Source organism: Streptococcus sp. 3167 (genome assembly GCF_013277175.1).
GTDB lineage: Bacteria > Bacillota > Bacilli > Lactobacillales > Streptococcaceae > Streptococcus > Streptococcus pseudopneumoniae.
In genome coordinates, this window is sequence record NZ_VMML01000008.1 from 21,734 (window position 1) to 44,237 (window position 22,504).

Annotated in this window: 20 protein-coding genes; 15 read left to right on the forward strand and 5 right to left on the reverse strand. The window is 40.8% G+C overall.

The window, feature by feature from the left end:
* The first annotated feature begins 113 nt into the window (after positions 1 to 113).
* The 15 genes from HT678_RS01305 (at position 114) to HT678_RS01375 (ending at position 17,441) form a co-directional block, all read left to right on the forward strand.
* Entirely contained in the window at positions 114 to 1,157 is a 1,044-nt protein-coding gene (locus tag HT678_RS01305) for a D-alanine--D-alanine ligase (protein WP_000814626.1), read from the forward strand.
* An 83-nt stretch (positions 1,158 to 1,240) separates the two neighbouring features.
* A complete protein-coding gene (gene murF / locus HT678_RS01310) occupies positions 1,241 to 2,614 on the forward strand; it encodes a UDP-N-acetylmuramoyl-tripeptide--D-alanyl-D-alanine ligase (protein ID WP_023940415.1) in 1,374 nt (457 codons plus the stop codon).
* Complete coding sequence (locus HT678_RS01315) at positions 2,601 to 3,212, forward strand: NUDIX hydrolase (protein WP_000804584.1); 612 nt, start codon at positions 2,601 to 2,603, stop codon at positions 3,210 to 3,212. The genes murF and HT678_RS01315 overlap by 14 nt, the downstream gene beginning before the upstream one ends.
* A 90-nt stretch (positions 3,213 to 3,302) precedes the next feature.
* Positions 3,303 to 4,007: a TIGR02206 family membrane protein gene (locus HT678_RS01320; protein WP_023940416.1), complete on the forward strand. Its 705-nt coding sequence runs from the start codon at positions 3,303 to 3,305 to the stop codon at positions 4,005 to 4,007.
* 219 nt (positions 4,008 to 4,226) lie between these two features.
* Positions 4,227 to 5,600: a cell division protein FtsA gene (gene ftsA / locus HT678_RS01325; RefSeq protein WP_050107773.1), complete on the forward strand. Its 1,374-nt coding sequence runs from the start codon at positions 4,227 to 4,229 to the stop codon at positions 5,598 to 5,600.
* 16 nt (positions 5,601 to 5,616) lie between these two features.
* Entirely contained in the window at positions 5,617 to 6,876 is a 1,260-nt protein-coding gene (gene ftsZ / locus HT678_RS01330; protein ID WP_000144272.1) for a cell division protein FtsZ, read from the forward strand.
* 4 nt (positions 6,877 to 6,880) lie between these two features.
* A complete protein-coding gene (locus tag HT678_RS01335; protein WP_050389749.1) occupies positions 6,881 to 7,552 on the forward strand; it encodes a YggS family pyridoxal phosphate-dependent enzyme in 672 nt (223 codons plus the stop codon).
* 9 nt (positions 7,553 to 7,561) lie between these two features.
* Positions 7,562 to 8,101: a cell division protein SepF gene (locus HT678_RS01340; RefSeq protein WP_000053381.1), complete on the forward strand. Its 540-nt coding sequence runs from the start codon at positions 7,562 to 7,564 to the stop codon at positions 8,099 to 8,101.
* Positions 8,101 to 8,364: a YggT family protein gene (locus tag HT678_RS01345; protein ID WP_023940419.1), complete on the forward strand. Its 264-nt coding sequence runs from the start codon at positions 8,101 to 8,103 to the stop codon at positions 8,362 to 8,364. Before HT678_RS01340 ends, HT678_RS01345 begins: the two co-directional genes overlap by 1 nt.
* A complete protein-coding gene (locus HT678_RS01350; protein WP_023940420.1) occupies positions 8,361 to 9,146 on the forward strand; it encodes an RNA-binding protein in 786 nt (261 codons plus the stop codon). The genes HT678_RS01345 and HT678_RS01350 overlap by 4 nt, the downstream gene beginning before the upstream one ends.
* 8 nt (positions 9,147 to 9,154) lie before the next feature.
* Positions 9,155 to 10,036, forward strand: coding sequence for a DivIVA domain-containing protein (locus HT678_RS01355; protein ID WP_001123177.1), 882 nt, complete (start codon positions 9,155 to 9,157; stop codon positions 10,034 to 10,036).
* A gap of 252 nt (positions 10,037 to 10,288) precedes the next feature.
* Positions 10,289 to 13,081, forward strand: a complete 2,793-nt coding sequence (ileS, locus tag HT678_RS01360; protein WP_172924530.1) for an isoleucine--tRNA ligase — start codon at positions 10,289 to 10,291, stop codon at positions 13,079 to 13,081.
* 145 nt (positions 13,082 to 13,226) lie between these two features.
* The gene (locus HT678_RS01365; protein ID WP_000240129.1) at positions 13,227 to 13,919 is read left to right on the forward strand and encodes a phosphoglycerate mutase; all 693 of its coding nucleotides are present in this window, start codon (positions 13,227 to 13,229) and stop codon (positions 13,917 to 13,919) included.
* 110 nt (positions 13,920 to 14,029) lie between these two features.
* A complete protein-coding gene (locus HT678_RS01370) occupies positions 14,030 to 14,731 on the forward strand; it encodes an ABC transporter ATP-binding protein (RefSeq protein ID WP_050971298.1) in 702 nt (233 codons plus the stop codon).
* A 1-nt stretch (position 14,732) separates the two neighbouring features.
* On the forward strand, positions 14,733 to 17,441 hold the full coding sequence (locus HT678_RS01375; protein ID WP_172924531.1) for an FtsX-like permease family protein: 2,709 nt from the start codon (positions 14,733 to 14,735) through the stop codon (positions 17,439 to 17,441).
* Positions 17,442 to 17,650: 209 nt separating this feature from the next.
* Here the strand turns inward: HT678_RS01375 and tpx are convergent, their stop codons facing one another.
* The 5 genes from tpx to HT678_RS11390 all read right to left on the reverse strand — a co-directional run bounded on the left by tpx (position 17,651) and on the right by HT678_RS11390 (position 22,171).
* The gene (gene tpx, locus HT678_RS01380; RefSeq protein ID WP_000256028.1) at positions 17,651 to 18,142 is read right to left on the reverse strand and encodes a thiol peroxidase; all 492 of its coding nucleotides are present in this window, start codon (positions 18,140 to 18,142) and stop codon (positions 17,651 to 17,653) included.
* Between the two features lie 122 nt (positions 18,143 to 18,264).
* Positions 18,265 to 19,194, reverse strand: coding sequence for a metal ABC transporter substrate-binding lipoprotein/adhesin PsaA (gene psaA / locus HT678_RS01385; protein ID WP_000733056.1), 930 nt, complete (start codon positions 19,192 to 19,194; stop codon positions 18,265 to 18,267).
* A gap of 31 nt (positions 19,195 to 19,225) precedes the next feature.
* A complete protein-coding gene (locus tag HT678_RS01390) occupies positions 19,226 to 20,074 on the reverse strand; it encodes a metal ABC transporter permease (RefSeq protein ID WP_000559786.1) in 849 nt (282 codons plus the stop codon).
* Positions 20,071 to 20,793, reverse strand: a complete 723-nt coding sequence (locus HT678_RS01395) for a metal ABC transporter ATP-binding protein (RefSeq protein WP_172924532.1) — start codon at positions 20,791 to 20,793, stop codon at positions 20,071 to 20,073. Before HT678_RS01395 ends, HT678_RS01390 begins: the two co-directional genes overlap by 4 nt.
* 472 nt (positions 20,794 to 21,265) lie before the next feature.
* Positions 21,266 to 22,171 (reverse strand): ThiF family adenylyltransferase, encoded by a 906-nt coding sequence (locus tag HT678_RS11390; RefSeq protein ID WP_240153446.1) that lies wholly within the window; start codon positions 22,169 to 22,171, stop codon positions 21,266 to 21,268.
* Positions 22,172 to 22,504: the final 333 nt, after the last annotated feature.

A 22,504-nucleotide genomic window follows, 5' to 3' on the forward strand; every position in this document is an offset into this window, starting at 1 on the left:
TATCGGCCTCTTTTTGTATAGTGTGATGAGTAGGATCAGGTTCAAGTTTTAAAAAACCAAGCAAATATGATATACTAAAGAGCGAGTATTCTAGTAGAATTAGGACAAATAATATGAAACAAACGATTATTCTTTTATATGGTGGAAGGAGTGCGGAACGTGAAGTCTCTGTCCTTTCAGCTGAGAGTATCATGCGTGCGGTTAACTACGACCGTTTCACAGTCAAGACTTTCTTTATCAGTCAGTCAGGTGACTTTATCAAAACGCAGGAATTTAGTCAGACTCCAGGTCAAGAGGACCGTCTCATGACCAATGAAACCATTGATTGGGATAAGAAAGTTGCACCAAGTGCTATCTATGAAGAAGGGGCAGTGGTCTTTCCAGTTCTTCATGGTCCGATGGGAGAAGATGGCTCTGTTCAAGGATTCCTTGAAGTTTTGAAATTGCCTTATGTCGGTTGCAATATCTTGTCATCCAGTCTTGCCATGGATAAAATCACGACTAAGCGTGTGTTAGAATCTGCTGGCATTGCACAAGTTCCCTATGTGGCTATCGTTGAAGGGGATGATGTGACTGCTAAAATCGCTGAAGTGGAAGAAAAATTGACTTATCCAGTCTTCACTAAGCCGTCAAACATGGGTTCTAGTGTCGGTATTTCTAAGTCTGAAAATCAAGAAGAACTTCGTCAAGCTTTGGAACTTGCCTTTCAATATGACAGCCGTGTCTTGGTAGAGCAAGGGGTCAATGCCCGTGAAATCGAGGTTGGTCTCTTGGGAAACTACGATGTCAAAAGCACGCTACCAGGAGAAGTAGTCAAGGATGTTGCCTTTTATGACTACGATGCCAAGTATATTGATAACAAGATTACCATGGACATCCCAGCCAAAATCAGTGATGATGTGGTAGCTGTCATGCGTCAAAATGCAGAGACGGCCTTCCGTGCCATTGGAGGCCTCGGTCTCTCTCGTTGCGATTTCTTCTATACAGATAAGGGAGAGATTTTCCTAAACGAGCTCAATACCATGCCAGGTTTCACCCAGTGGTCAATGTATCCACTACTTTGGGACAATATGGGAATCAGCTACGCAGAACTAATCGAGCGTTTGGTTGACCTTGCCAAGGAAAGCTTTAACAAGCGCGAAGCGCATTTGCTATAAAATGAAAGAGAGGGTAGAAGCCAGAACCATCACTGCCAGGTGACTAGAGTTCTCGGGCTTCGACCCTTTTTAAAGGAGTAGAAATGAAATTAACAATCCATGAAGTTGCCCAAGCTGTTGGAGCTAAAAATGATGTTAGTCTTTTTGCGAACGCCCAGTTAGAAAAGGCTGAGTTTGACAGTCGATTGATTGGGACTGGAGATTTATTTGTGCCACTCAAAGGTGCGCGTGATGGTCATGACTTTATCGAAACAGCCTTTGAAAATGGTGCGGTAGCAACCCTGTCTGAGAAAGAAATCGCAAATCATCCCTACATTCTAGTAGACGACGTGTTGACTGCATTTCAAAAACTAGCTGCCTACTATCTTGAAAAAACGACTGTTGATGTCTTTGCTATTACGGGTTCAAATGGTAAGACAACGACCAAGGATATGTTGGCACATTTGCTGTCAACAATCTACAAAACCTACAAAACTCAAGGAAACTACAATAACGAGATTGGTCTTCCTTACACAGTTCTCCATATGCCTGAAGGAACAGAAAAGTTGGTTTTGGAGATGGGACAGGATCACTTGGGAGATATTCATCTCTTGTCTGAATTGGCTCATCCAAAGATAGCCATCGTGACCTTGGTTGGAGAAGCCCATTTGGCCTTTTTCAAAGACCGTTCGGAGATTGCCCAAGGAAAAATGCAAATTGCAGATGGCATGGCTTCGAATTCCTTGCTTTTGGCCCCAGACGACTCCATTGTAGAGGCCTACTTGCCAACTGATAAAAAGGTGGTTCGTTTTGGGCAAGGAGCAGAGTTGGAAATCACAGACTTGGTTGAGCGTAAGGACAGTCTGACCTTTAAAGCTAATTTCTTGGAACAAGCCCTTGATTTGCCAGTGACTGGTAAGTACAATGCCACTAATGCTATGATTGCTGCTTATGTGGCCCTACAAGAAGGAGTTTCAGAAGAACAAATTTGTCAGGCCTTCCAAAATCTTGAATTGACGCGTAACCGTACCGAGTGGAAGAAAGCAGCCAATGGAGCAGACATCTTGTCAGATGTTTACAATGCCAATCCAACTGCTATGAAGCTGATTTTAGAGACCTTCTCTGCCATTCCAGCCAATGAAGGGGGCAAGAAAATTGCGGTTTTAGCGGACATGAAGGAACTGGGTAACCAGTCAGTTCAACTCCATAATCAGATGATTTTGAGCCTTTCTCCAGATGTGCTGGATACCGTGATTTTCTACGGAGAAGACATTGCTGAATTGGCCCAACTTGCCAGTCAAATGTTCCCAATTGGCCACGTTTACTATTTCAAGAAAACAGAAGACCAAGACCAATTTGAAGACCTAGTCAAGCAGGTCAAGGAAAGCCTCAGTGCCAATGATCAAATCTTGCTCAAGGGCTCTAACTCTATGAACCTAGCCATGTTGGTAGAAAGTTTAGAAAATGAAACCAAGTGATTTTGTTAAGTATCTGCAAAGAATGATTGCCCTTACAGATACTGGCTTAACCTTTACAAAAGATCCTTTTGACTGTGAGCGCTACGAAGACTTGCGAAGTCTGTTATCTGAAATGTTGAATCAGGTATCAGACCTTGATGCAGACGAAGTGGCAGAACTCTTGAAACCGACCTCCGCTTATGCGACTCCCTTAATGGACGTCCGTGCTTGGATTGTTGAGGATGAGAAGATTTGTCTGGTTAGGGGACAAGGAGAGGATAGTTGGGCTTTGCCAGGTGGCTTTGGTGAAGTCGGCTATTCTCCAACTGAAAATATTCTCAAGGAAATTGAAGAAGAAACCGGTTTTAAAGCCAAAGTTGAAAGACTGCTAGCTGTTTTTGATACCAATCGTTTCCAACTACAGAGCAAACAATATGCAAAGTTTGTTTTTGAATGTAAGCTTCTCGATGGACAATTCCAAGAAAATCAAGAAATCGCTGACCTTCAATTTTTTGCAATTGACCAACTGCCGAATTTATCTGAAAAACGCATTACCAAGGAGCAAATCGAGATTCTTTGGCAGGTTTATCAAGGTCAGAGGGAGCAATATCTTGACTAAGAAGATGATTATCGTATTTCTAAATCCATTTTTGACAAATAGCATGGTATAATAATATGCAGGAAAATTTTGAATTATGAGGAAGACTAGATGAATTTATGGGATATTTTTTTTACAACTCAGCCAACAGAACCACCTAAATTTGACCTTTTTTGGTATGTTAGCCTATTTACGCTCTTAGCCTTGACCTTTTATACAGCCTATCGCTATCGTGAAAAGAAGGTTTACCAACGATTTTTCCAGATTTTACAGGCCGTTCAGTTGATCCTTCTTTATGGTTGGTACTGGGTCAATCATATGCCATTGTCAGAAAGCCTACCCTTTTACCATTGCCGTATGGCTATGTTTGTGGTACTCTTGCTTCCTGGTCAGTCCAAATATAAACAATACTTTGCATTATTGGGAACATTTGGGACATTAGCAGCCTTTGTTTATCCAGTGCCAGATGCTTACCCTTTTCCACATATCACCATTTTATCCTTTATCTTTGGTCATTTAGCACTCTTGGGGAACTCTCTAGTTTATCTATTGAGACAGTATAGTGCGAAATTGCTGGATGTGAAGGGAATTTTTCTCATGACCTTTGCCCTAAATGCCTTGATTTTTGTGGTCAATTTGGTAACAGGTGGGGATTACGGATTCTTGACAAAACCGCCATTGGTTGGAGATCACGGCTTAGTAGCTAATTATTTAATCGTTTCCCTGGCCTTGGCAGCGGCGATTGCGTTGACAAAGAAAATTTTGGAACTATTTTTAGAACAAGAAGCAGAAAAAATGATTGCAAAGAAAGCTTAGAAATGAGCTTTCTTTTTTGTACAATAGACAGATTGTTGACAAAGTTTACAGTGAATGAATTTCTGAACAGAAAAACTCAAAAATTGGCTGGGAAATTTAGGAAAAAAGCAAGCATGATTAAATTTTTTGTGTTATAATATTCTGTGAATAGCTATGCCTAAGTTTAGCTATGGAATAATACGAAGTGCGAAACTTGGAAGATAGAGAGGATGCGATGTAATGGCTAGAGAAGGCTTTTTTACAGGTCTAGATATTGGAACAAGCTCTGTCAAGGTGCTTGTAGCCGAGCAGAGAAATGGTGAATTAAATGTAATTGGCGTGAGTAATGCCAAAAGTAAAGGTGTAAAGGATGGAATTATTGTTGATATTGATGCAGCAGCAACTGCTATCAAGTCAGCCATTTCCCAAGCAGAAGAAAAGTCAGGCATTTCGATTAAATCAGTGAATGTCGGCTTGCCTGGTAATCTTTTGCAGGTAGAACCAACTCAAGGGATGATTCCAGTAACATCTGATACCAAGGAAATTACGGATCAAGATGTTGAAAATGTTGTCAAATCAGCTTTGACAAAGAGTATGACACCTGACCGTGAAGTCATTACCTTTATTCCTGAAGAATTTATTGTGGATGGTTTCCAAGGGATTCGTGACCCACGTGGCATGATGGGGGTTCGCCTTGAAATGCGTGGTTTGCTTTATACAGGACCTCGTACTATCTTGCACAATTTGCGTAAGACGGTTGAGCGTGCAGGTGTTCAGGTTGAAAATGTTATCATTTCACCACTAGCAATGGTTCAGTCTGTTTTGAACGAAGGGGAACGTGAATTTGGTGCTACAGTGATTGATATGGGGGCAGGTCAAACGACTGTCGCTACAATCCGTAATCAAGAACTCCAGTTCACACATATTCTCCAAGAAGGTGGAGATTATGTAACTAAAGATATCTCCAAGGTTTTGAAAACCTCTCGCAAATTAGCGGAAGGCTTGAAACTGAATTACGGGGAAGCCTATCCGCCTCTTGCAAGCAAAGAAACCTTCCAAGTAGAGGTTATTGGAGAAGTAGAAGCAGTCGAAGTGACGGAAGCCTACTTGTCAGAAATTATTTCTGCACGAATCAAGCACATCCTTGAACAAATCAAGCAAGAATTAGATAGAAGGCGTCTATTGGACCTCCCTGGTGGTATTGTCTTAATCGGTGGGAATGCCATTTTACCAGGTATGGTTGAGCTTGCTCAGGAAGTCTTTGGCGTCCGTGTCAAGCTTTATGTTCCAAATCAAGTTGGTATCCGTAATCCAGCCTTTGCGCATGTGATTAGTTTATCAGAATTTGCGGGTCAATTAACAGAAGTTAATCTTTTGGCTCAAGGAGCGATAAAAGGTGAGAATGACTTAAGTCATCAGCCAATTAGTTTTGGTGGGATGCTGCAAAAGACAGCTCAGTTTGTACAATCAACGCCTGTTCAACCAGCTCCTGCTCCAGAAGTAGAGCCGGTGGCGCCTACAGAACCAATGGCGGATTTCCAACAAGCTTCACAAAATAAACCGAAATTAGCAGATCGTTTCCGTGGCTTGATCGGAAGCATGTTTGACGAATAAAGAGGAAAAATAAATTATGACATTTTCATTTGATACAGCTGCTGCTCAAGGTGCAGTGATTAAAGTAATTGGTGTCGGTGGAGGCGGTGGCAATGCCATCAACCGCATGGTCGACGAAGGTGTTACAGGCGTAGAATTTATCGCAGCAAACACAGATGTACAAGCATTGAGCAGTACAAAAGCTGAGACTGTTATTCAGTTAGGCCCTAAATTGACTCGCGGTTTGGGTGCAGGAGGTCAACCTGAGGTTGGTCGTAAAGCTGCTGAAGAAAGCGAAGAAACACTGACGGAAGCTATCAGTGGTGCAGATATGGTCTTCATCACTGCTGGTATGGGAGGAGGCTCTGGAACTGGAGCTGCTCCTGTTATTGCTCGTATCGCCAAAGATTTGGGTGCTCTTACAGTTGGTGTTGTAACACGTCCCTTTGGTTTTGAAGGAAGTAAGCGTGGACAATTTGCCGTTGAAGGAATCAACCAACTTCGTGAGCATGTAGATACTCTATTGATTATTTCAAACAACAACTTGCTTGAAATTGTTGATAAGAAGACACCACTTTTGGAGGCTCTTAGCGAAGCAGATAACGTTCTTCGTCAAGGTGTTCAAGGAATTACCGATTTGATTACCAATCCAGGATTGATTAACCTTGACTTTGCCGATGTGAAAACGGTGATGGCAAATAAAGGAAATGCTCTTATGGGGATTGGTATCGGTAGTGGAGAAGAACGTGTTGTTGAAGCAGCGCGTAAGGCAATTTACTCTCCACTTCTTGAAACAACAATTGATGGAGCAGAAGATGTGATTGTCAACGTAACTGGTGGTCTCGACTTAACCTTGATTGAGGCAGAAGAGGCTTCACAAATTGTGAATCAAGCAGCAGGTCAAGGAGTGAACATCTGGCTCGGTACTTCAATTGATGAAAGTATGCGTGATGAAATTCGTGTAACAGTTGTCGCAACGGGTGTTCGTCAAGACCGCGTAGAAAAGGTTGTGGCTCCACAAGCTAGACCGACTACTAACTACCGTGAGACAGTGAAACCAGCTCATTCACATGGCTTTGATCGTCATTTTGATATGGCAGAAACAGCTGAATTGCCAAAACAAAATCCACGTCGTTTGGAACCAACTCAGGCATCTGCTTTTGGTGATTGGGATCTTCGCCGTGAATCGATTGTTCGTACAACAGATTCAGTCGTTTCTCCAGTTGAACGCTTTGAAGCCCCAACATCACAAGATGAAGATGAATTGGATACACCTCCATTTTTCAAAAATCGTTAAGTAAATGAATGTAAAAGAAAATACAGAACTTGTTTTTCGAGAAGTCGCAGAGGCTAGTCTGAGTGCTCATCGAGAGAGTGGTTCAGTCTCTGTCATTGCAGTTACCAAGTATGTAGATGTACCGACAGCGGAAGCCTTGCTTCCGCTAGGTGTTCATCATATCGGTGAAAATCGTGTCGATAAGTTTCTGGAAAAATATGAATCTTTAAAAGATCGAGATGTGACTTGGCATTTGATTGGTACCTTGCAAAGACGTAAGGTGAAAGATGTCATTCAATACGTTGATTATTTCCATGCCTTGGATTCAGTAAAGCTAGCGGAGGAAATCCAAAAAAGAAGTGACCGAGTCATCAAGTGTTTCCTTCAAGTAAATATTTCTAAAGAAGAAAGCAAGCACGGTTTTTCGAGAGAGGAACTGCTGGATATCTTGCCAGAGTTAGCCAGACTAGATAAGATTGAATATGTTGGTTTAATGACGATGGCACCTTTTGAGGCTAGCAGTGAGCAGTTGAAAGAAATTTTCAAGGCGACCCAAGATTTACAAAGAGAAATCCAAGAAAAACAAATTCCAAATATGCCTATGATCGAGTTAAGTATGGGAATGAGTCGTGATTATAAAGAAGCGATTCAATTCGGTTCCACCTTTGTTCGTATAGGTACAGCATTTTTTAAGTAGGAGAGAACCATGTCTTTAAAAGATAGATTCGATAGATTTATAGATTATTTTACGGAGGATGAGGATTCAAGTCTCCCTTATGAAAAAAGAGATGAGCCTGTGTTTACTCCAGTAAATTCTTCACAGGAACCGGCTCTCCCAATCACTCAAACTCCACAATCAGCTGGAACAAAGGAGAACAATATCACCAGACTTCATGCAAGACAACAGGAATTGGCAAATCAGAGTCAGCGTGCAACTGATAAGGTCATTATAGATGTTCGTTATCCTAGAAAATATGAAGACGCAACAGAAATTGTTGATTTATTGGCAGGAAACGAAAGTATCTTGATTGATTTTCAATATATGACTGAAGTGCAGGCTCGTCGTTGTTTGGATTACCTGGATGGGGCTTGCCATGTTCTAGCTGGAAGTCTGAAAAAAGTAGCTTCTACCATGTATCTGTTGACACCAGTGAATGTTATTGTGAATGTAGAAGATATTCGTTTGCCAGATGAAGATCAACAGGGTGAGTTTGATTTTGATATGAGACGAAATAGAGTACGATAATGATTTTTTTAATTCGTATGATTTATAATGCAGTGGATATTTACTCCCTGATTTTGGTAGCCTTTGCTGTCATGTCTTGGTTTCCAGGCGCCTACGAATCCAGTTTGGGTCGTTGGATTGTAGCGTTGGTAAAACCAGTGCTTGCTCCCTTGCAACGCCTGCCTTTACAGATAGTGGGCCTTGATTTATCTGTTTGGGTTGCGATTGTTTTGGTTCGATTTTTAGGAGAAAACCTAGTCCGTTTTCTGGCGATGATAGGATGAATAAAGGGATTTATCAGCATTTCTCCATAGAAGATCGTCCCTTTCTTGACAAGGGAATGGAATGGATAAAGAAGGTAGAAGATAGCTATGCTCCTTTTTTAACTCCTTTTATCAATCCTCATCAGGAGAAGCTATTAAAGATTTTGGCCAAAACCTATGGTCTTGCTTGTAGCAGTAGTGGGGAATTTGTCTCGAGTGAGTATGTTCGAGTTTTATTATACCCAGATTATTTCCAACCAGAGTTTTCAGATTTTGAAATATCTCTTCAGGAAATTGTGTATTCCAATAAATTTGAACATTTAACGCATGCTAAGATTTTAGGGACAGTCATCAATCAATTAGGGATTGAACGGAAACTTTTTGGAGATATCCTAGTAGATGAAGAACGGGCGCAGATTATGATTAATCAGCAGTTTCTTCTTCTCTTTCAAGATGGATTAAAGAAAATTGGCCGTATACCTGTTTCGCTGGAGGAACGTTCTTTCGCCGAGAAAATAGATAAGCTAGAACAGTATCGAGAACTGGATTTATCTGTGTCTAGTTTTCGATTAGATGTTCTTTTATCAAATGTTTTGAAACTATCTAGGAATCAAGCAAACCAGTTGATTGAAAAGAAACTTGTCCAAGTAAATTATCATGTGGTAGACAAATCAGATTACACTGTTCAAGTTGGAGATTTGATTAGTGTGAGAAAATTTGGTCGCTTGAGATTACTTCAAGATAAGGGACAAACGAAAAAAGAGAAGAAAAAAATAACCGTCCAGTTATTATTAAGTAAGTGAGGAATAGAATGCCAATTACATCATTAGAAATAAAGGACAAGACCTTTGGAACTCGATTCAGAGGCTTTGATCCAGAAGAAGTCGATGAATTTTTAGATATTGTGGTTCGTGATTACGAAGATCTTGTTCGTGCGAATCATGATAAAGATTTGCGTATTAAGAGTTTAGAAGAGCGTTTGTCTTACTTTGACGAAATGAAAGATTCATTGAGCCAGTCTGTATTGATTGCCCAAGACACAGCTGAGCGAGTGAAACAAGCAGCACATGAACGTTCAAACAATATCATTCATCAAGCAGAGCAGGATGCGCAACGCTTGTTGGAAGAAGCTAAATATAAGGCAAACGAGATTCTTCGTCAAGCAACAGACAATGCTAAGAAAGTTGCTGTTGAAACAGAAGAATTGAAGAATAAGAGCCGTGTCTTCCACCAACGTCTCAAATCTACAATTGAGAGTCAGTTGGCTATTGTTGAATCTTCAGACTGGGAAGATATTCTTCGCCCAACAGCTACTTATCTTCAAACCAGTGATGAAGCCTTTAAAGAAGTGGTTAGCGAGGTACTTGGAGAACCGATTCCAGCTCCAATTGAGGAAGAACCAATTGATATGACACGTCAGTTCTCTCAAGCAGAAATGGCAGAGTTACAGGCTCGTATTGAAGCAGCCAATAAAGAATTGGCTGAATTTGAAGCTCAGACTAAACAGGAAGTGGAAGCTCCAACTCCTGTAGTGGGTCCTCAAATGGAAGAAGAACCTGCTCATCCAGTTGGTCCAATGTATGAAGAGCCAGAAGTAGCTCCAGTACATCCTTCGGCTCCAACACCAGCTACAGAAACATTTGATTCAGCACCAGGATTTGAAGCACCGCAAGAATCCGTTACAATTTTATAAGAAATATTCTGAGAACAATATCTTATCCTTATATTTCCAGCGAGCAGGAGATGGTGTGAGTCCTGTAATCCCTATTGATAAGATTATCCTCTCAAAAACTCAAGTCTGAATGGAGTAAGATTTGACGTTCCCCACGTTACGGGATAAGAGGGAGAAAGACTAAATCTTTTTCCGAATAAAGGTGGTACCACGATTTTCGTCCTTTTTGGCAGTCGTGGTTTTTAATTTGTTATTATTTATAAAGGAGATACCATGAAACTCAAAGATACTCTTAATCTTGGTAAAACAGCTTTCCCAATGCGTGCAGGCCTTCCGACCAAAGAGCCAGTTTGGCAAAAGGAATGGGAAGATGCAAAACTTTACCAACGTCGTCAAGAATTGAACCAAGGAAAACCTCATTTCACCTTGCATGATGGCCCTCCATACGCGAACGGAAATATCCACGTTGGACACGCTATGAACAAGATTTCAAAAGATATCATTGTTCGCTCAAAATCTATGTCAGGTTTTTACGCACCATTTATCTCAGGTTGGGATACTCATGGTCTGCCAATCGAGCAAGTTTTGGCAAAACAAGGTGTCAAACGTAAAGAAATGGACTTGGTTGAGTACTTGAAACTTTGTCGCGAATACGCTCTTTCTCAAGTAGATAAACAACGTGAAGACTTTAAACGTTTGGGTGTTTCTGGTGACTGGGAAAATCCATATGTGACTTTGACTCCTGACTATGAAGCAGCCCAAATCCGTGTATTTGGTGAGATGGCTAATAAAGGCTATATCTACCGTGGTGCCAAGCCAGTTTACTGGTCTTGGTCATCTGAGTCAGCCCTTGCTGAAGCGGAGATTGAATACCATGACTTGGTTTCAACTTCCCTTTACTATGCCAACAAGGTAAAAGAAGGAAAAGGTGCCCTTGATACAGACACTTATATCGTTGTTTGGACAACGACTCCATTTACCATCACAGCTTCTCGTGGTTTGACGGTTGGAGCAGATATTGATTACGTTTTAGTTCAACCTGCTGGTGAAACTCGTAAGTTTGTCGTTGCTGCAGAATTGTTGACTAGCTTGTCTGAGAAATTTGGTTGGGCTGATGTTCAAGTGTTGGCAACTTACCGTGGTCAAGAACTCAACCACATCGTGACAGAACACCCATGGGATACTGCAGTAGATGAGCTCGTTATCCTTGGTGACCACGTTACCACTGACTCTGGTACTGGTATCGTCCATACAGCCCCTGGTTTTGGTGAGGACGACTACAATGTTGGTATTGCTAATGGTCTTGAAGTCGCAGTGACTGTTGACGAACGTGGTATCATGATGAAGAATGCTGGTCCTGAGTTTGAAGGTCAATTCTATGAAAAGGTAGTTCCAACTGTTATCGAGAAACTTGGTAACCTCCTTCTTGCCCAAGAAGAAATCTCTCACTCATACCCATTTGACTGGCGTACTAAGAAACCAATCATCTGGCGTGCAGTACCACAATGGTTTGCTTCAGTTTCTAAATTCCGCCAAGAAATCTTGGACGAAATTGAAAAAGTGAAATTCCACTCAGAATGGGGTAAAGTCCGTCTTTACAATATGATTCGTGACCGTGGTGACTGGGTTATCTCTCGTCAACGTGCTTGGGGTGTTCCACTTCCTATCTTCTATGCTGAAGATGGTACAGCAATCATGACTGCTGAAACTATTGAACACGTGGCTCAACTCTTTGAGGAACATGGTTCAAGCATTTGGTGGGAACGTGATGCCAAAGACCTCTTACCAGAAGGATTTACTCATCCAGGTTCACCAAATGGTGAGTTCAAAAAAGAAACAGATATCATGGACGTTTGGTTTGACTCAGGTTCATCATGGAATGGAGTTGTAGTAAACCGTCCTGAGTTGACTTACCCAGCAGACCTTTACCTAGAAGGTTCTGACCAATACCGTGGTTGGTTCAACTCATCACTCATCACATCTGTTGCCAATCATGGCGTAGCACCTTACAAACAAATCTTGTCACAAGGTTTTGCCCTTGACGGTAAAGGTGAGAAGATGTCTAAATCTCTTGGAAATACCATTGCTCCAAGCGATGTTGAAAAACAATTTGGTGCTGAAATCTTGCGTCTTTGGGTAACAAGTGTAGACTCAAGCAATGACGTACGTATCTCTATGGATATCTTGAGCCAAGTCTCTGAAACTTACCGTAAGATTCGTAACACTCTTCGTTTCTTGATTGCCAATACATCTGACTTTAACCCAGCTCAAGATGTAGTCGCTTACGATGAACTTCGTTCAGTTGATAAGTACATGACAATTCGCTTTAATCAGCTTGTGAAAACGATTCGTGATGCTTATGCAAACTTTGAATTCTTGACAATCTATAAGGCCTTGGTGAACTTTATCAACGTTGATTTGTCAGCCTTCTACCTTGATTTTGCCAAAGATGTTGTTTATATCGAAGGTGCCAAATCACTCGAACGCCGTCAAATGCAGACTGTTTTCTATGACATTCTTGTGAAAATCACCAAACTCTTGACACCAATCCTTCCTCACACTGCGGAAGAAATCTGGTCATACCTTGAGTTTGAAGCAGAAGACTTCGTTCAATTGTCAGAATTGCCAGAAGCGGAAACTTTTGCTAATCAAGAAGAAATCTTGGATACATGGGCAGCCTTCATGGACTTCCGTGGACAAGCTCAAAAAGCCTTGGAAGAAGCTCGTAATGCAAAAGTTATCGGTAAATCACTTGAAGCACACTTGACAGTTTATCCAAATGAAGTGGTGAAAACTCTACTCGAAGCAGTAAACAGCAATGTAGCTCAACTTTTGATTGTGTCTGAATTGACCATCGCAGAAGGACCAGCTCCGGAAGCTGCCCTTAGCTTCGAAGATGTCGCCTTCACAGTTGAACGTGCTGCAGGCCAAGTATGTGACCGTTGCCGTCGCACCGACCCAACAACAGCAGAACGCAGCTACCAGGCAGTCATCTGTGACCACTGTGCAAGCATCGTAGAAGAAAACTTTGCGGACGCAGTCGCAGAAGGATTTGAAGAGAAGTAAGGTTGTTGTCTGATACTAAGAAGGAAAAGGATTGCCAAACAGTCCTTTCCTTTTTGGTTTTGACTAGCTTTTTTGTGAAAAATTGTGTAGAATAGAATAGATAAACGAGGGGAAACCTCGGAAAATTTGAAGGAGAATCCATCTAATGGTAAAATTGGTTTTTGCTCGCCACGGTGAGTCTGAATGGAACAAAGCTAACCTTTTCACTGGTTGGGCTGATGTTGATTTGTCTGAAAAAGGTACACAACAAGCGATTGACGCTGGTAAATTGATCAAAGAAGCTGGTATCGAATTTGACCAAGCTTACACTTCAGTATTGAAGCGTGCGATCAAAACAACGAACTTGGCTCTTGAAGCTTCTGACCAATTGTGGGTTCCAGTTGAAAAATCATGGCGCTTGAACGAACGTCACTACGGTGGTTTGACTGGTAAAAACAAAGCTGAAGCTGCTGAGCAATTTGGTGATGAGCAAGTTCACATCTGGCGTCGTTCATACGATGTATTGCCTCCAAACATGGACCGTGATGATGAGCACTCAGCTCACACAGACCGTCGTTACGCTTCACTTGACGACTCAGTAATCCCAGATGCTGAAAACTTGAAAGTGACTTTGGAACGTGCCCTTCCTTTCTGGGAAGATAAAATCGCTCCAGCTCTTAAAGATGGTAAAAACGTATTCGTAGGAGCTCACGGTAACTCAATCCGTGCCCTTGTAAAACACATCAAAGGTTTGTCAGATGACGAGATCATGGACGTGGAAATCCCTAACTTCCCACCATTGGTATTCGAATTCGACGAAAAATTGAACGTAGTTTCTGAATACTACCTTGGAAAATAAAAAAATGTAAGTCTAGAATTGATTTCTAGGCTTTTTGTTTTTGTTCCCAGTTTCCAATGGCTTGAAAAAGCGATATAATGATAGTAAATATGAAAGAAAGAGAAACAGATATGGCTTATATTGAGATGAAACACTGTTACAAGCGTTATCAGGTTGGGGACACGGAGATTGTGGCCAATCGCGATGTGAATTTTGAGATTGAAAAGGGTGAATTGGTAATTATTCTAGGTGCATCTGGTGCAGGCAAGTCAACGGTTCTTAACCTTCTTGGGGGAATGGATACCAATGATGAGGGGGGAATCTGGATTGATGGTGCCAATATTGCAGATTATAGTTCCCACCAGAGAACCAATTATCGTAGAAATGATGTGGGGTTTGTTTTTCAGTTTTATAATCTAGTTTCCAATTTGACTGCTAAGGAAAATGTGGAGTTGGCTTCTGAAATCGTGACAGATGCTTTGGATCCTGAGCAGGTTTTGACAGATGTAGGTCTGGCTCATCGTCTCAATAATTTTCCAGCCCAGCTTTCTGGAGGGGAGCAACAGCGAGTCTCCATTGCACGCGCAGTAGCCAAAAATCCTAAAATCCTCCTTTGTGATGAACCGACTGGAGCCTTGGATTATCAGACAGGCAAGCAAGTCTTGAAGATTCTCCAAGACATGTCTCGTCAAAAGGGAGCGACGGTGATTATCGTGACTCACAATGGAGCTTTGGCGCCCATTGCTGATCGCGTGATTCATATGCACGATGCCAGTGTCAAGGATGTGGTGATGAACCAGCATCCTCAGGATATCGACAGTTTGGAGTACTAGCATGATGAAGCGAAAAACCTATTGGAAGGACTTAATTCAGTCCTTCACAGGCTCCAAGGGACGTTTTTTATCTATCTTGACCTTGATGATGTTGGGCTCTCTAGCCCTAGTAGGTCTCAAAGTAACTAGCCCCAACATGGAGGCGACAGCTAATGCTTATTTAACAACTGCTCAAACCTTGGATTTGGCAGTTATGTCTAATTATGGTTTGGATCAAGAAGATCAAGAAGAACTAAAACAGACGCAGGGCGCAGAGGTTGAGTTTGGCTATTTGACAGATGTGACTATGGAAAATGGGCAGGATGCCATTCGGCTGTACTCCAAACCAGAGCGAATTTCAACCTTTCAGCTAAGAGAAGGGCGACTTCCGCAGTCAGACCAGGAAATCGCTTTGGCAAGTCATCTGCAGGGTCAATACAGTGTAGGACAGGAGATTAGCTTTAAAGAAAAAGAAGGCAGTCATTCCTCTTTAAAAGACCATACATATACCATTACTGGTTTTGTGAATTCAGCTGAAATCCTTTCCCAGCGAGATATGGGCTATGCAGGAAGTGGAAGTGGGACTCTGACAGCCTATGGGGTAATTTTACCTAGTCAGTTTGATCAGAAAGTCTATAATATAGCACGCTTGAAATATCAAGATTTAGCAGGTTTAAATGCCTTTTCATCAGCTTATGAAGAAAGATCCAAGCAACATCAGGAAGACCTTGAACAAGCTTTATCAGATAATGGCAAGGCACGTCTGCAAGTCTTGAAAAAAGAAGGGCAAGAGTCTCTCGATAAGGGGCAAGAGACTCTTGACAAGGCTCAGGCTAATTTGCAGGAAGGCAAGCGTCGTTTAGCAGTTGCTCAAGCTCGTATACAGGCTCAGGAAAGTAAACTAGCCTTGTTTCCTCAAGCTCAGAGAGAGCAAGCTAGTGCTCAACTTACCCAAGCCAAGCAGGAATTGAGCAAGGAAGAAGATAAACTAAAGCAAGCTGAAGAGAATTTAGCTCAAGAAAAGGAAAAATTAGAAAAACATCAGCAAGTCTTGGATGAATTAGCTGAGCCCAAGTATCAAGTCTATAATCGTCAGACCATGCCTGGCGGTCAGGGCTATCTCATGTACAGTAATGCTTCAGCCAGTATTCGGGCAGTGGGCAATATCTTTCCTGTAGTACTTTATGCCGTAGCAGCTATGGTAACCTTTACAACTATGACTCGCTTTGTGGATGAAGAGCGAACACATGCAGGTATCTTTAAGGCCTTGGGTTATCGTAGCAAGGATATTATCACTAAATTTCTCCTTTATGGTCTAGTAGCTGGGACTGTCGGAACAGCTCTAGGTAGTATACTTGGCCATTATTTACTAGCTAGTGTGATTTCAAGTGTCATTACAAAAGGCATGGTGGTGGGAGAAACCCAGATTCAGTTCTATTGGACCTATAGCTTACTGGCTCTTGTCTTGAGTTGGTTGGCGAGTGTGTTACCAGCCTACTTGGTAGCTCGTAGGGAACTTCATGACGAAGCCGCCCAGCTTTTACTGCCTAAACCACCTGTTAAAGGAGCTAAAATCTTACTGGAGCGCATCGGTTTTATCTGGCGTCGTCTCAGTTTTACCCATAAGGTAACAGCCCGCAATATCTTTCGTTATAAGCAACGGATGTTGATGACGATCTTTGGTGTGGCTGGTTCTGTAGCCCTTCTCTTTGCAGGTTTGGGAATCCAATCCTCTGTGGCAGGAGTTCCGTCCAGACAGTTTCAACAAATCCAACAGTATCAGATGATTGTTTCTGAAAATCCTAGTGCGACCAATCAGGACAAGAAAGAGCTAGAAGGAGTGTTGAAAGGGCAGGACATCAAAGCCTATCAGAAAATCTATTCTAAAACGCTAGACAAGGATTTCAAAGATAAGGCTGGTCTTCAAACCATTACGCTTATGATGACAGAGAAGGAGGATTTGACTCCCTTTATTCATCTGCAAGACCATCAGCAAGAGTTGACATTAAAAGATGGAGTTGTCATCACAGCTAAACTCGCCCAGTTGGCAGGTGTCAAGCTTGGACAAACTTTAGAAATTGAAGGTAAGAAGCTAAAGGTCGCTGCCATTGCTGAGAACTACGTTGGGCACTTTATTTATATGAGTCAGGCTAGCTATGAGCAACTTTACGGACAGCTACCCCAAGCCAATACTTATCTGGTCTCGTTAAGGGATACCAGTGTTACTAGTATAGAAAGACAGGCAGGTTTACTTATGAATCAAGCTGCGGTGTCCAGTGTTGTCCAGAATGCTTCCGCTATTCGGCTCTTTGACTCCGTCGCTAGCTCACTCAATCAGACCATGACTATCTTAGTTATCGTGTCGGTTCTATTGGCTATTGTTATCCTCTACAATTTGACCAATATCAACGTAGCTGAAAGAATCCGTGAACTCTCCACTATCAAGGTTCTCGGTTTTCACAATAATGAAGTCACCCTCTACATTTATCGTGAGACGATTGTGCTGTCCCTTGTGGGAATCGTACTTGGTCTGGTATCAGGTTTCTATTTACACCAATTTTTGATTCAAATGATTTCACCTGCGACTATTCTCTTTTATCCACAGGTAGGTTGGGAAGTCTATGTAATTCCAGTGGCAGCAGTAAGCATCATTTTGACCTTGCTTGGTTTCTTTGTCAATCGCCATCTGAGAAAGGTTGATATGCTTGAAGCCTTGAAATCTGTAGAGTAATACTCAATGAAAATCAAAGAGCAAACTAGGAAGCAAGCCGTAGGTTGCTCAAAGCACCGCTTTGAGGTTGAAGATAAAGCTGACGTAGTTTGAAGAGATTTTCGAAGAGTATAAGGTAGTTGTTTTTATCTGATTGAACTTATATTTACTCGTAAACAAAAATCCTCCGTTTCAAAGAGCAGGGAACTCTTTGTGACAGAGGATTTTTTCTATAGGGCTTTAGCAGCTGCAATTGCGGCTTCGAAGTTTGGCTCAGAATTGATATTATCCACGTATTCAACGTAGCGAATCGTATTGTCAGTATCGAGGACAAAGACTGCGCGTGCTAATAGGTGCCATTCGTTGATCAAGAGGGCATAATCGCGCCCGAAAGAATGGTCAAAGTAGTCTGAAAGCATAATGGCATTGTCAAGGCCTTCAGCACCGCACCAACGTTTTTGAGCAAAAGGTAGGTCCATTGAAACAGTCAATACGACCGTGTTGTCCAGTCCAGCCAATTCTTCATTAAAACGACGTGTTTGAGTTGAGCAGATGCCTGTATCGATAGAAGGAACGACACTCAAGACTTTTTTCTTGCCATCAAAATCAGCCAGAGATTTTTTAGAAAGATCTGTTGTAGTAAGAGAAAAATCAAGCGCCTTGTCGCCGACTTGTAGTTGTTTACCTGTAAAGCTCACAGGATTTCCGAGAAAAGTTACCATAGGATACTCCAATCTTTTTTCTTCCATTGTATCTGAAACAGTCAGAATTTTCCAATGATTTGACCGGAAATGTGGGCATAGAAAAAACGCCAGCTCACATGAGAATGACGTTTTTCAGAGGCTTATTTTGCCAATCCTTCAGCAATCTTGTCAAGGTTGTATTTCATCATGCTGTAGTAGCTGTCGCCTTCTTTACCTTGTTCTGCGATAGAGTCAGTAAAGATTTGTGCGTAGATTGGGATGTTTGTGTCTTGAGAAACAGTTTTCATTGGACGGTCATCCACACTTGATTCTACAAAGAGTGATGGAACTTTTGTTTGGCGAAGTTTTTCAACCAAGGTCTTGATTTGTTCAGGAGTTCCTTCTTCTTCAGTATTGATTTCCCAGATGTAGGCACTTGGGACACCATAGGCTTTAGAGAAGTATTTGAATGCTCCTTCGCTGGTTACAATGAGTTTCTTTTCAGCAGGAATCTTATTAAATTTATCCTTACTTTCTTTATCAAGTTTGTCTAACTTATCAGTATATTCTTTGAGATTTTTTTCATAGAATTCTTTATTGTTAGGGTCTTTGGCGCTCAATTGTTTGGCGATATTTTTAGCAAAAATAATACCGTTTTCAAGGTTAAGCCAAGCGTGTGGGTCTTCTTTTCCTTTTTCATTTTGACCTTCAAGGTAGATAACATCAACGCCGTCGCTGACTGCGAAGTAGTCTTTGTTTTCAGTTTTCTTGGCATTTTCTACCAATTTTGTAAACCAAGCATTGCCACCTGTTTCAAGGTTGATACCGTTATAGAAAATCAAATCAGCCTCAGAAGTTTTCTTAACGTCTTCAGGAAGTGGTTCGTATTCGTGTGGGTCTTGCCCAATCGGAACGATACTATGAAGGTCAATTTTGTCACCAGCAATATTTTTAGTAATATCAGCGATGATTGAGTTTGTAGCAACAACTTTTAGTTTTTGACCAGAAGTTGTATCTTTTTTTCCGCTAGCACATGCTACAAGAATGATTGCAGAAAGAAAGAGAACGAGTAATGTACCTAATTTTTTCATTAGATCCTCCAATTTATTAGGGCTTTGCCCCTTATTTTAACAAATGTTTATTTTTCAGTTTCAAATATCGTTGTTTGGGAGCGATAAAGAAGCTAATGAGAAAGAAACTAGCAGCTGTAAGCACGATACTAGAACCTGCCGCAACATTAAAACTATAGCCAATAAAGAGTCCCAAAACTGAAGCTGTCGCTCCAAAGGTTGAGGATAGGAAAATCATACTTTTCAGGCTATTAGCATACAGATAAGCAGTCGCGGCTGGGGTAATCAGCATGGCTACAATCAGGATAGTTCCGACACTTTGCATGGCTGTCACAGACACGAGAGTCAAGAGTACCATGAGAAGGTAGTGATAGAAATTGACAGGCATTCCCATGGCTTTAGCCAAGAGTTCATCAAAGGAAGTTATCAAGAGTTGCTTGAAGAAAATCCAGATTAACAAGAGAATGGCTGCACCAACACCCATAGTAATAAACATATCCGTATCTTGGACGGCTAGGATATTACCAAAAAGGATATGGAAAAGGTCAGTTGAACTTTTAGCGACACTAATCAAGATGATACCGAGGGCTAAGAAAGAAGAAAAGGTAATGCCGATGGCGGTATCGCTTTTGATAATCGAGTTTCCCTTGATGTAGGTAATGATGATGGCAGCTAGCAATCCAAAGACAATGGCTCCGATAAAGAAGTCAAGGCCCAAGATGAAGGAGAGGGCTACACCTGGCAAGACAGCATGTGAAATGGCATCTCCCATGAGTGACATCCCGCGTAGAATGATGAAACATCCTACAGCTCCAGCTACGACCCCGACGACAATGGCTGTTATCAAGGCATTTTGTAAGAAATGGAATTTTTGCAATCCATCGATAAATTCTGCAATCATAGGTCACCTCCATTGAAAAAGAGTCGATTACCGTAAGCTTCTTTGAGATTGGCTTCGGTAAAGGTTTCTTTGGTTGGACCAAAGGCAATCACTTCTCGATTGACAAGCAAGACTTGATCGAAGTAGTGGGGAACCTTGCTGAGGTCGTGGTGGACGATGAGAACCGTCTTCCCAGCTTTTTTCAAATCTCTCAGCGTATTCATGATGATTTCCTCACTGACTGAGTCAATCCCAACAAAGGGTTCATCCAAGAGGATATAGTCGGCTTCCTGAACCAAACATCTGGCAATCAAGACCCGCTGGAATTGACCTCCAGACAATTGACTGATTTGCCGTTCTGCGTAGTCAGCTAGGCCGACGATTTCAAGGGCTTCTTGCACTTTCTTCCAATGTTTAGCCTTTAAACTTCGAAAGAGAGGGATAGAGGGAAAGAGTCCTAGCAAGACGCATTCCTTGACCTTGATGGGAAAGTTGTAGTCGATATTGATCTTTTGTTCGACATAGGCGATTCGATGTAAGGATTTTTTAACTTCCTTGTCATCGAGAAATGCCTGACCTTGATGTGGGATAATTCCCAGCATCCCTTTTAATAATGTTGATTTTCCAGCACCGTTTGGGCCAATGATACCTGTAATTATCGGTCCATGGAGCACTAGTGAAATATCCTTAAGTGCCAACGTTTCTTTGTAGGAGACACTGAGGTTTTCGATACGTATCATAAACTTATATTCCTCCTGTCTCTTAATATACATTAAAAAAAAAATTAAGTCAAGTTAATTTTTAAAAAAATTAAAATAAGTCATTAAAAAATCTTTACACATCACACAAGGGAATCAATATATAGTGGATTGAATTTGGAATAGTCCACCGAGTTTTTTAAAACATTGTTAGAAATTCAAAGTAAATTATAAAAATGCCTTAGAAGCAGCATTGTACTACTCCAGCTCCAACTAACTCTATTTTGCTATATATTTAGTAGGAGGTCTAATAAAACGCATAATCTCAAGGTTTATACACCTGATATTATGCGTTTTTATGATTTTAAAGATTCTTTAATTAGATTTACTATCTGTACTTCAAAAAGTGTTTTAATCTATCCATGGATAACCCCTTAGTTTACCCTTTGATTTTTGTTGAGTATGAGCGATTCTTTGATGAATTATTTTGAATCAGTATATCACACTTTAAACATCAATAGTTTTTACTTTTGGTTAATGGACTAAAGTAACTAAATCCCCCTGCAAGAAATCTTATAGTACCTGCTAATATTAGAATACTTATGATAGTTAAGTTATGTGAAACAAGTATCCCTCCAAGGTATGCTCCTAAGGGGATAGAAGCAAATGAGATCATTCTAGTAATACTAACAACACGTCCCAACATTTCTTTTTTGACAACTTTTTGTCGTAACGTAAAATATGTAATGGCATTGATATTGCCAAACATATTACTCAAACCTAAAAATACTCCCATATATATATAGTTTGTGTTAATTGATAGCAACATAGTAGATAGACCAGCTAGCATTGTACTGATGGAGAGGATTTTTCCATATCTAAACTTTTTAATTAATTCAGGGGCAAGAATAGCACCTAATATAGCTCCTACACCTTCAACAGCTTTTATTTCTCCTATACCTAAGCCAGCTAAGTCATATATAATGTGAGAGCCTAATCCGCCTAATCCAATAATTCCAATTTTTGAATCAATTAATTTTTTTTGAGAAATATATTTATTTTCACTTAAAGTTGCGTAAGATGAAAAAAAGTTGATGTTTCTGTGATAACGTTCTAATTCATACTTGGATAATATTTTAGAACCAGTAAGATTTAAATCCTCGATAAATCGTTCTTTACTGATTTCATCAATAGCTTCCATTACATCAGATGGTGATAGTTCACTGTAGGTTTCTGAAACTTCTCTTATGATTTTTTCGACGGTATTAATTCCATCCATTTTTTTGAGCATGTATTCAATAGCTCCGCTAGGGTCTTCATATTCTATAATTTCTCCAACCCCACCTATATAGACCGATCCGTCTTTATATACTACTGGGTAAGCCTTTTTTAGTTTTGGACGAGCTTTTAGTAGATCCATTATATCTCCTTATATCAATTAAAAGAAAAGGTAACTAGAGAAAGTCTAGTTACCAGCCTCGGTGAAGAAAGTATTACTATCCTTCTACTGCGATTCCTGCAATACTTACAGAATGAACACGTTTTTGCTTAAGCATAAAATCTACCTCCTAATATTTAAATTTCAAGTAGCAAAGCTATGAGATAGATAGAATTTTATCATTTTATATATTTTTTGTCAATTCATTTTTCAGACAATTAATTTTTTTGTGAATTTTTAAAAAATTGAAATAATAACTGAAAAATGATAGAAAAGGAAAGTTCATTTTTAATTGCATTCCCTAGTGATTTTTGT

Bases quoted from the DNA above. Each gene is read 5' to 3' on its own strand.
- HT678_RS01365 (WP_000240129.1), top strand. From the start codon at position 13,227: ATGGTAAAATTGGTTTTTGCTCGCCACGGTGAGTCTGAATGGAACAAA.
- HT678_RS01335 (WP_050389749.1), top strand. From the start codon at position 6,881: ATGAATGTAAAAGAAAATACAGAACTTGTTTTTCGAGAAGTCGCAGAG.
- HT678_RS01355 (WP_001123177.1), top strand. From the start codon at position 9,155: ATGCCAATTACATCATTAGAAATAAAGGACAAGACCTTTGGAACTCGA.
- HT678_RS01370 (WP_050971298.1), top strand. From the start codon at position 14,030: ATGGCTTATATTGAGATGAAACACTGTTACAAGCGTTATCAGGTTGGG.
- HT678_RS01315 (WP_000804584.1), top strand. From the start codon at position 2,601: ATGAAACCAAGTGATTTTGTTAAGTATCTGCAAAGAATGATTGCCCTT.
- ftsZ (WP_000144272.1), top strand. From the start codon at position 5,617: ATGACATTTTCATTTGATACAGCTGCTGCTCAAGGTGCAGTGATTAAA.
- HT678_RS11390 (WP_240153446.1), bottom strand. From the start codon at position 22,171: ATGGATCTACTAAAAGCTCGTCCAAAACTAAAAAAGGCTTACCCAGTA.
- ileS (WP_172924530.1), top strand. From the start codon at position 10,289: ATGAAACTCAAAGATACTCTTAATCTTGGTAAAACAGCTTTCCCAATG.
- HT678_RS01320 (WP_023940416.1), top strand. From the start codon at position 3,303: ATGAATTTATGGGATATTTTTTTTACAACTCAGCCAACAGAACCACCT.
- HT678_RS01390 (WP_000559786.1), bottom strand. From the start codon at position 20,074: ATGATTGCAGAATTTATCGATGGATTGCAAAAATTCCATTTCTTACAA.
- HT678_RS01375 (WP_172924531.1), top strand. From the start codon at position 14,733: ATGATGAAGCGAAAAACCTATTGGAAGGACTTAATTCAGTCCTTCACA.
- HT678_RS01395 (WP_172924532.1), bottom strand. From the start codon at position 20,793: ATGATACGTATCGAAAACCTCAGTGTCTCCTACAAAGAAACGTTGGCA.
- tpx (WP_000256028.1), bottom strand. From the start codon at position 18,142: ATGGTAACTTTTCTCGGAAATCCTGTGAGCTTTACAGGTAAACAACTA.
- HT678_RS01345 (WP_023940419.1), top strand. From the start codon at position 8,101: ATGATTTTTTTAATTCGTATGATTTATAATGCAGTGGATATTTACTCC.
- psaA (WP_000733056.1), bottom strand. From the start codon at position 19,194: ATGAAAAAATTAGGTACATTACTCGTTCTCTTTCTTTCTGCAATCATT.
- murF (WP_023940415.1), top strand. From the start codon at position 1,241: ATGAAATTAACAATCCATGAAGTTGCCCAAGCTGTTGGAGCTAAAAAT.
- HT678_RS01340 (WP_000053381.1), top strand. From the start codon at position 7,562: ATGTCTTTAAAAGATAGATTCGATAGATTTATAGATTATTTTACGGAG.
- HT678_RS01350 (WP_023940420.1), top strand. From the start codon at position 8,361: ATGAATAAAGGGATTTATCAGCATTTCTCCATAGAAGATCGTCCCTTT.
- ftsA (WP_050107773.1), top strand. From the start codon at position 4,227: ATGGCTAGAGAAGGCTTTTTTACAGGTCTAGATATTGGAACAAGCTCT.
- HT678_RS01305 (WP_000814626.1), top strand. From the start codon at position 114: ATGAAACAAACGATTATTCTTTTATATGGTGGAAGGAGTGCGGAACGT.